This window comes from uncultured Campylobacter sp. (assembly GCF_938031315.1).
In the GTDB taxonomy this organism is placed as follows: domain Bacteria; phylum Campylobacterota; class Campylobacteria; order Campylobacterales; family Campylobacteraceae; genus Campylobacter_B.
This window is the reverse complement of record NZ_CALHHT010000412.1, coordinates 1-8,077: the sequence shown is the minus strand read 5'-3', so window position 1 is coordinate 8,077 and position 8,077 is coordinate 1. Positions and strand designations below refer to the sequence as shown.

The following is an 8,077-nucleotide window of genomic DNA, read 5'->3' as shown; positions in this document are numbered from 1 at the left end:
ACGCTTTACGTCGCGATCGCCGACGTGAGCGAATATGTAAGCGAATACTCGCCGATCGATAAGGAGGCGAAATTTCGCGGCTTTTCGATCTATTTCCCGCACAGATCCGTGCCGATGCTGCCGCGCGAGCTTAGCGAAAACATCTGCTCGCTGATGCCGGATCTGCCGAGGCTGGCCTTTGTTTTTAAAATCGCTTTGGATGAAAATTTAAACCCGCAAAAAGAGGAGCTTTTCGAAGCGATTATAAGATCAAAACGCCGCTTTAATTACGACGAGGTCGATGAAATTTTACGCACTCGCAAGGCGTGCGAGCCTGAAATTTTAAGCTGGCTCTTGCCGCTTAATGAAATTTGCGAGCGACTGCGCCGTGCGAGGCTAAAGCGCGGATTTGATTTCCGCACCAAGGAGCTTCGCATCACGCTTGATGAGCACGGTTTTATAAACTCCACCCGCTTTGAGACCGACACTCCGTCGCACAAGCTCATCGAGGATTGTATGCTGCTAGCCAACAAAGCCGCTGCGGCGCGCATCGAGCGGGGCGTTTTTAGAAATCACGGCTCGGCGGAGCTTAAAAAAATTTACGCTCTGCTTGACGATCTGGCGCTGTTTGGCATCGACGCGCCGTATCAGAGCAACCTTGCTAAAATGATCGGCGAAATCCAAGCGCAAGCCGATGCCATGGGTATCCGCGAAGAGGTCGATAAGCTCATCATCAAAGCTCAAAAGCGCGCCGAGTACGGATCCGAATCGCGCGGGCATTTTGGGCTCGGATTTGATAACTACACGCACTTCACAAGCCCGATCAGGCGCTATTCCGATCTCATTTTGCACCGATTGCTAAAGGCGCAGATGAGGGGGGATGAGAAATTTTATAATTACCTGCTTTTAAACATCGACGCGACGTGCGCACGGCTAAACGAGCTAGAGCGCGAGGCGGACAAGGTTGCGTTTGATTTTATGGATCGTAAATTTGCGCGCTGGGCCGCAGAAAATTTAGGCAAAAAATTCCGCTGCTACATCGACGAAAACGGAAATTCCGTCACCGCAAAGCTAGACGACAAGCTAAAGGGGGCTAAAATTTTAGTTTCAAATTTCGCCGGCGACATTTTAACGCCCGTGCTAGTCGAGCTTACGGACGCAAATGTCGCTAGCGGAGTGATCTTAGGCAGGGTGGTAAAGAAGATCTGATGTATAGAAAAGAATTTGACGGGCTTATCGCAAGCGGAAGGGTGCCGAATTTCGTGCTTTTGCGCGGCGGAGACGACTTTTCAAACGAGCTTTACGCGCAGCGCCTGAAGCAAATTTACGCGGCCGATAATTTTTTGAGTTTGTATTTTTTGGAGTATGATTTTGAGCAGGCGCGAAGCTTCTTGGAGCCCTCGCTTTTCGGCGGTAGCAACACGCTTCACATCAAAACCGCCTCGCTTATCAAAAAAGAGGAGCTGCGAAGGCTCATCGCGCTGTGCAAGGTGGACGCGAATAACCATCTGATCTACGAGCTAAACGATAGCGAAATTTCTGTAAGCGCGGATTTTATCAAGGAATTTGAACGAAACGAAGTGAGGTTTTTCAAACCCTCGGGCGTAAACGAAGCCATAGCGCTGCTTGCGCAAAAATGCGAGATGTGCGGGCTTTTTGCAAACACCGCCGCGCTTAGCAGGATCTACGCCATCCACAACGAAAGCCTGAGCCTAAGCGCGAGCGAGATAGAGAAATTTGCAAGTCTGGGGCTTGAGCTTAACCTGCAAAACGTAAATTTGATGGTTTATGGGCTCAGCGAAGTAAGCTACGACGAGCTTTTTGATAAAATTTTTGGACTAAGCGACTTTCGCGTAGATTTTTACAAAATGGCTCTGGGCGGCGGATACAACGAGATGGAGCTGATAAATTATTTCTACCGCCTGATTTATAGAATTTTTCGCCTGCACGCTTACGTAAAAATAAACGGCAGATTTGATTTTAAGGCGGTTTTAGGCTATCAACCGCCCCCTTCCGTGGCCGCACAGATGCAGCGCTATGCCACCAGCTTTTCAACGCGGACGTTTTATAAAATTTTCGCTCACTTAAACGATTTGGAATTTGAACTCAAAAGCGAAAAGAACGTAGCGAAGGACGAGCTTTTGCTTGCGTCGTTTTTGAGGTTGCAGCGCATGCTGCTAAGTTCGCTCGGGCAAAAAGCAAATATTAAGTGAAATTTTAGTAATATCCATTTGCATTTTTTGCAAAATCCTTGCCCGCAGACGCTGTTTGCGAGCTAAAATCCATAAGGAGAATTTATGAGAAACTACGAGGTTTTATTCATCGTTAAGCCCACGCTTACCGACGATGAAGTTAAAACAAAAGTCGATTTCGTCAAAGAAATCATAACCAAAAATGGCGGAGAGATCGCTTCCGTGATCGAAATGGGCGCTAGAAAGCTTGCCTATAAGATCGACAAATATGAGCGCGGAATTTATTTCGTAATCTATTTTAAAGCCGAGCCGAGCTTGATCTCCGAACTTGTTAGAAATCTGCGCATCACCGAAGATATCATTAGATTTTTGACCGTCAAATATGAGACTAAGCGTGAAATTTCTGCTTGGGATAAACTAAGCAAAGGCATCAAACTAAGCCCTGCGAAAAAAGAGCGCGAGCCAAAAGCGCCGGCAGAGCCAAAAGAGCCTGAAGAAGCAGCCAAAGAGGGCGAATAAAGGATAAAATATGTTCAATAAAGTAGTTTTGGTAGGTAATTTGACCCGAGATATCGAGCTTAGATATCTGCAAACGGGCACCGCCGTAGGTAAAACCGGCATCGCCGTCACGCGCAGATATAATAGCTCAAACGGCGAGAAACGCGAAGAAACGTGCTTTATAGACATAGATTTTTTTGGTCGTACGGCCGAAATCGCAAATCAATACTTGCGAAAAGGCAGTAAAATTTTGATCGAAGGCCGCTTAAAGCTAGATCAGTGGCAGGATCAAAACGGACAGAACCGAAGCAAGCACTCTATCAGCGTAGATACGATGGAGATGCTAGGAAGCAATCAAGGTGGAAGCGGCGGCTATAATCAAGGCGGTAATTACGAGGGCGGCAATTATGGTGGAAGCTCCGGCGGCTACGGCGGAGGAAATTCTAACTATAGCGGCGGAAATAGCTATGCTAACAGACAAAACTCAAATTTCAAAGGCGCAAAAAACGATTATAACGCGCCTAAACAAAAAGAACAGAGTTACGAAAGCACGATTCCCGAAGTCGACGTCGATGCCGATAAATACGATGATGGCAACGACACGATCCCATTTTAATTAAGGAAAAAATCATGGCAGATAAGAGAAAATATACTAGGAAGTATTGCAAATTTACGGAAGCAAAGATCGAATTTATCGATTATAAGGACACGGCGCTGCTAAAGCACTGCCTAAGCGAGCGCTTTAAGATTATGCCGCGCCGCTTAACCGGCACCAGCAAAAAATACCAAGAGATGGTAGAAAAGGCTATCAAGCGCGCGCGCCAAGCAGCCCTTATACCTTACATCGTCGATCGCAAAGACGTGGTCACAAATCCATTCGAAAATCTTTAAATTTTAGCGGCGTAGAGCCGCTAAAATTCCTCTATTTTTAAATTATTAAGTCCATCTCATATATAATATAACCATATTTTTCAAAGGAGAAATTTATGGCGGATAGCGAGCATCCAGATTATTTAACATGCCCTTTTTGCGGCAAGGATGACGTCAGATACGGTGCGGTTATATGCAGCGAATGTCAGGCGGAGATCCATTATGGTAGAGCTTGGGTTAAATTGTTCGTGGGCGGCGCGATACTTATCTTTATCGGTGTTTATGGTTTGGTAAAAGGATTCATAGTCGTAAGTGCGGTAATAATAGGCACCGGCGCAGTCTGTTTGGCCTCGGCACGCAAAGATTCCGAGGATCATGAACCAAGATTTGTTAGAGACTTTTAGCATCAATAAAATTTATGTCTTTCAATCTAACTAGAGCATTTATAAAAAGGAGATATCGTGAATAATTTCCTGATAAGCTATTATTTAACAAGTCGCTTGGGCGGCGAGCTCATTATCGGTATTTTAATCATAATAGCGGGGTTTATGTTCGGCATAAATAACATAATCGCTTTTATTATAGGCTGCTTTGTGTTCTTTCTTTCAAAAGAAATTTTAAACGAACTTGCCAAAGATTCGAGCAGCATCATGGTATCAACCTTCGTACCGTTGATCGGTGCGGCGGCATTGGGCTATTTGGCGGGGGCTTTGAATTATGAAGAGGAGCAGCCCAAAGAGCTTAAATCCGAGGTGCAGGTGCAACAAGCGCAGCAGAATTTGACGCAGCAAGATAAGATCTATTATATTCAGAATAGCTTGATGTTTAAAGGCGCGGCGCTCGACGGTAAATTTGGCAAAAAGACTATGCGAGCGGCGCAGAAATACTCTGGCTCGTCCGCGACCTCGATCGACGAGCTTTATGAGGCGGTCAGGGCTAAAAAAGAGGGCAGAAGATAAAATTTAAATCGCGAGCCGAGCCTCGCACTAAATTCTTAAATTTACTCGCTTTATATACGTCTTATCGGGCGTCTCAAAATAGATTGGGCTGCTTGTCAAAGTCTCTTAAGCTTGTCTGGGCGTAAATTTTAAAAATGGGGCTTGAGCGTTTTTGAGGTAAGCGGACGAAATAAACTTGCTTGTGCGCGGACTATGTTAAATTTAATAAATTTAGCTGCAAGGCGCGACGGAATTTACGCTATTTGCGGCTTGCAAGTGGGATAAATTTAAGGGCGCGATCTTTACGGGCAAAATTTTATGCGCGACCGATGAGGCGCGCGGTTTTCTATAAAAGTTTAAATTTCTTATGCTCAAAGTGGTATTTTTTCTCCGAAATCGCGTTAAATTTAAGGCTATCTATCCTGGAAAAGTTAACGGCGTATTCCTTCAAGCAAGTGAGGATGAAAGAGAAGCGGTAATTGCCATTTTCGTAAAATATCTCGCTCGTTATTATTTCGCCTGCTGCCGCGCCGCATCTTTGATCCGAGCTCATAACGCATTTTAGTTCATAATATCCATTTTGCAAATCTCCGATGTAAAATTTCAAATGCAACTTTTCATTAATTTGCTTTTTGGGTAGCAATAGCGCATCGTTGAAGCTTATGCCCGCAAAAATTCTTTCTAGCGTATGCATATTTTTATGCAGCCCTGCTAAATACGCCTCGTATCGCCGCTCTCTTGAGGCATATTCGCTATCTTTTATATTGCCCTTGATCCAATCTAAGTCAAAATATAGCACTTCAATTTCTTTGGTTTTAAATTTGTCGTTACCCGTTCGCTACAGCCCCAAGAAATTCTCATCGTTTTTGATCTTTTCGATGATGTCGAGCGTGGCGTAAAACTCGTCGTAGAAATATGGCATCTCGAGCTTGAAAAATTTAAAATTTAGCCCCTCCAGCACCTTGAGCGAGTGTTTGTTTTTAAGTAAAAATATGAAAAACACCCCGTCTTTTTCCAGCGCGTTGAGGTAGTTTATTTCGCTTATATTGGCGCGCAGAATCTCGGCGTCAAGGATGACGACGTCGGCTACGTAGATGAAGTCGTTTAGGTGCCTCTTTGCGCTCTCCCAGTTGGAGTTTGGCATCACGTCGCAACCAAGCCCGTTTAAAAAATCTCGCAGCTCCTCGAAGATCGCGCGGTTTTTATGCGTGATGATGACGTTGTAGTCATATTTTTTAGCGCTAAAATCCTGCTTTTGCGCAAAGCAGCCCACCATGGCATCCATTTTAATGAACGTTCCGCGCCCGTCGCTGCCCAACACAGGATGGGTGCCCAGTGTGGCAAGGTGGGCTTGAGCAGATCTTAGATATTCATCATCGGCGTTTGAGACGCTTTCTAGCGCGCTTTTGATCGCGTAGGTCTGTGGGTCTTTGAGCTGCCTATTGATACCGACTCGTACGTCAAGCTTGATGCGACTCATATTTTTTTTAAGCTCTTTGGTGCTAAATTCCACGCTCACGCAAATCGGCTCGGTGATGTTTTGCAAAAAGAACTCGCACACGTCAAAAACTGCGCTGCTTAGGTTTAAAATTTCGCTGCCGTAGATGCGCGGAAGCTGCGGCGGGAAGCTAAGATAGAGCGTGCTATCGTATTTCGTGCACTCCTCAAATAAAATTTCGCTTTGAAATTTTAAAATTTTTAAAATATCGATCTGCGCGATATCCTCGCGTCTAGGCACGATGGAATCGCTTTCTTTGGCTTTAGGCGCAGCGGAGAAAATTTTGCCGCTTACGGCGGGCTTTTTAGCAAAAAATTTTCTTGCCGCAAAGCCTGCCGTCGCAGCCAATATTGCTAGCGTGCCTAAAACCACGGCTTTCATAGCACAAGCATCCCATCGCCATAGGAGTAGAAGCGGTATCTTTGCTCCACTGCGATGCGGTAGAGCTCAAGCGTGCGCTCAAGGCCGATGAAGCTCGCTACGAGCATTATCAGCGTGGATTTGGGCAGGTGAAAGTTCGTAAGCAAAAAATTCTGTCTTATCGGCGGATTGCCCGGGTGCAAAAACAGCTCGCAGATCCCGCTGCTTTGCCCGTTGCGTGCAAAATTTTCGATCGTTCTCGTCACCGTCGTACCCACGCCTAAAATTTTTCGCTCGCTTTTTAGAATTTGCGCGGTCTGCGGCGGGATGGAGTAGAGCTCGCCGTGCATCTTGTGATCGCGCAGATCCGCTACTTCCACGGGCTTGAAGGTGCCCGCGCCCACGTGCAGCGTGATGAAGTGGATCTCGTGATTTCGGCGTAAATCCGCGATCATCTCGCTATCAAAATGCAAGCTTGCGGTGGGTGCGGCTACGGCGCCTTGCTCGCGCGCGAAGATGCTTTGATACCAGCTCTCGTCCTGCTTGGTATCGGCGCGCTTAATATATGGCGGCAGCGGCACATGGCCGATACGCTCGCAAATTTCAAAAACATCATGGGTGTTTAAAGCTTCGCCGCCGCGCTCAAACTGCACGATGCGAAGCCCGCCTTCCATCAGCTCGCAAACGCGCGCTTCAAGACCGCTTTGAAATTTTAATTCGCTGCCCGCTTTGACGCTGCCGCGAATATAGGCGCTAAATTTATCGCCCGCAAGCGGCGAATTTAACAGAAGCTCGATCTTGCCGCCGCTGTTTTTATGACCGAAGAGGCGCGCCTTAATTACCTTCGTGTCGTTGAAAATAATATCGCAGGGCGGCAGGGCGTCCGCCAGATCGCCGAAGTGCGCGTGCGTGATCTGCTCCTTGGCGCGGTCGTAGATCAGTAGGCGCGCGCTTTGTTTGGGCATGACGGGAGCGCTTGCGATGAGCTCGCTAGGAAGCTCGTAATCGTAGCTGCCAACTAAATTTAGATCCGCCATCTCACGCCTGCGCTACGTCCGTGGAATTTTCGCCTTCGTCATCCTCGGGCTTATACGGATTTATCATTTTGGCGATGAAGATCGAAAGCAGATAAAGCGCAATTAGCGGAGTTGCGAGCATAAACTGACTAAGCACGTCTGGCGGCGTCATGACCGCTGCAAAGATGAAAATAATGACGATTGCGTAGCGGAAAAAATCGCTCAGGCTTTTGTTCGTCACAAGCCCGATTTTAGCGAGGAAAAAGGTCACCACCGGAAGCTCGAAGCTAATGCCGAATGCGACTACGAGCTTGGTAAAAAATCCCACATATTCGCCGATCTTAGGCATTGCGGTGAATTGCTCCGCGCCGAAATTTATCAAGAAATTAAACGCGACGGGAATTACGAAAAAATAGCAAAACGCCGCGCCCAAAAAGAACATAATGCTCGCTCCGCTAACGAAGGGAATGACGTATTTTTTCTCGTTGTCGTAAAGCCCGGGCGCTATGAAAAGCCACGCCTGCCAGAAAATTATCGGCATCGCTAGAAGCAGCGAGGCGAAAAACGATACCTTCATCGCGGTAAAAAAGGTCTCGCCGAGCTGAGTAAAGATGATCTCGCTGCCCTTGGGAAGCACGCGTACTAGCGGGCGCGTCATAAGACCTAGGATCTGCTCCCAAAAGCCGAAGCACGCGACGAAAAGGACGATGACGGAAAGCACGGAGA

Annotated in this window: 11 protein-coding genes; 7 read left to right on the top strand and 4 right to left on the bottom strand. The window is 46.9% G+C overall.

All coding sequences use genetic code 11. The annotated features are described in order from the left end of the window. The 7 genes from Q0236_RS10300 to Q0236_RS10270 form a co-directional block, all read left to right on the top strand. Positions 1 to 1,188 (top strand): ribonuclease R family protein (locus Q0236_RS10300; protein WP_297917487.1); only part of this gene is annotated, 1,188 nt, incomplete at its 5' end. Beyond that, positions 1,188 to 2,192, top strand: coding sequence for a DNA polymerase III subunit delta (locus Q0236_RS10295; RefSeq protein WP_297917484.1), 1,005 nt, complete (start codon positions 1,188 to 1,190; stop codon positions 2,190 to 2,192). The genes Q0236_RS10300 and Q0236_RS10295, both read left to right, overlap by 1 nt. Positions 2,193 to 2,276: 84 nt before the next feature. Then, a complete protein-coding gene (rpsF, locus tag Q0236_RS10290; RefSeq protein ID WP_297917481.1) occupies positions 2,277 to 2,690 on the top strand; it encodes a 30S ribosomal protein S6 in 414 nt (137 codons plus the stop codon). Positions 2,691 to 2,700: 10 nt separating this feature from the next. Beyond that, the gene (locus Q0236_RS10285) at positions 2,701 to 3,285 is read left to right on the top strand and encodes a single-stranded DNA-binding protein (protein ID WP_297917478.1); all 585 of its coding nucleotides are present in this window, start codon (positions 2,701 to 2,703) and stop codon (positions 3,283 to 3,285) included. A 14-nt stretch (positions 3,286 to 3,299) separates the two neighbouring features. Next, positions 3,300 to 3,560, top strand: a complete 261-nt coding sequence (gene rpsR / locus Q0236_RS10280) for a 30S ribosomal protein S18 (RefSeq protein ID WP_291937950.1) — start codon at positions 3,300 to 3,302, stop codon at positions 3,558 to 3,560. 95 nt (positions 3,561 to 3,655) lie between these two features. Further along, positions 3,656 to 3,943: a hypothetical protein gene (locus tag Q0236_RS10275; protein WP_297917475.1), complete on the top strand. Its 288-nt coding sequence runs from the start codon at positions 3,656 to 3,658 to the stop codon at positions 3,941 to 3,943. A 57-nt stretch (positions 3,944 to 4,000) separates the two neighbouring features. Further along, positions 4,001 to 4,498 carry a hypothetical protein gene (locus Q0236_RS10270; RefSeq protein ID WP_297917471.1) on the top strand — a complete coding sequence of 166 codons (498 nt, stop codon included), beginning with the start codon at positions 4,001 to 4,003 and terminating at the stop codon, positions 4,496 to 4,498. Positions 4,499 to 4,823: 325 nt separating this feature from the next. Here Q0236_RS10270 and Q0236_RS10265 read toward each other — a convergent pair whose 3' ends face one another. From Q0236_RS10265 to tatC, 4 genes are all read right to left on the bottom strand, one after another. Then, positions 4,824 to 5,276 carry a hypothetical protein gene (locus tag Q0236_RS10265; protein ID WP_297917468.1) on the bottom strand — a complete coding sequence of 151 codons (453 nt, stop codon included), beginning with the start codon at positions 5,274 to 5,276 and terminating at the stop codon, positions 4,824 to 4,826. Positions 5,277 to 5,315: 39 nt separating this feature from the next. Further along, positions 5,316 to 6,356, bottom strand: a complete 1,041-nt coding sequence (locus Q0236_RS10260) for a hypothetical protein (RefSeq protein WP_297917465.1) — start codon at positions 6,354 to 6,356, stop codon at positions 5,316 to 5,318. Further along, positions 6,353 to 7,372, bottom strand: a complete 1,020-nt coding sequence (queA, locus tag Q0236_RS10255) for a tRNA preQ1(34) S-adenosylmethionine ribosyltransferase-isomerase QueA (RefSeq protein ID WP_297917462.1) — start codon at positions 7,370 to 7,372, stop codon at positions 6,353 to 6,355. Before queA ends, Q0236_RS10260 begins: the two co-directional genes overlap by 4 nt. A 1-nt stretch (position 7,373) precedes the next feature. Then, on the bottom strand, positions 7,374 to 8,077 hold a 704-nt coding region (tatC, locus tag Q0236_RS10250; protein ID WP_297917460.1), incomplete at its 5' end, for a twin-arginine translocase subunit TatC.